The sequence below is a fragment of the Halomonas sp. ATBC28 genome (genome assembly GCF_005937175.1).
GTDB lineage: Bacteria > Pseudomonadota > Gammaproteobacteria > Pseudomonadales > Halomonadaceae > Vreelandella > Vreelandella titanicae.
The window spans coordinates 1-384 of record NZ_VCQL01000216.1; the positions used below are offsets into that span (position 1 = coordinate 1).

1 protein-coding gene is annotated in these 384 nt (G+C 50.8%); it reads left to right on the forward strand.

The window, feature by feature from the left end; translation table 11 throughout:
* Positions 1-384 (forward strand): Hpt domain-containing protein (locus E0L35_RS26130; protein WP_171051257.1); only part of this gene is annotated, 384 nt, incomplete at both ends.

The window sequence follows — 384 nt, forward strand, 5'->3', positions numbered from 1 at the left end:
AATGGATGATGTGCTGAGTAAGCCGCTTTCTGTTCCGGCGCTAACCGCGATGATCAAGAAATTCTGGGATACCCAGGATGATGAGGAGAGTACGGTGACGACAGAAGAGAACAGTAAATCAGAAGCATTGCTCGATATTCCCATGCTGGAACAGTATCTCGAACTTGTAGGACCGAAGCTGATCACCGACGGGTTAGCGGTGTTTGAGAGAATGATGCCGGGCTATGTCAGCGTGCTGGAGTCGAATCTGACGGCGCAGGATAAAAAAGGCATTGTTGAGGAAGGGCATAAAATTAAAGGTGCGGCGGGGTCAGTGGGGTTACGCCATCTGCAACAGCTGGGTCAGCAAATTCAGTCTCCTGACCTTCCCGCCTGGGAAGATAA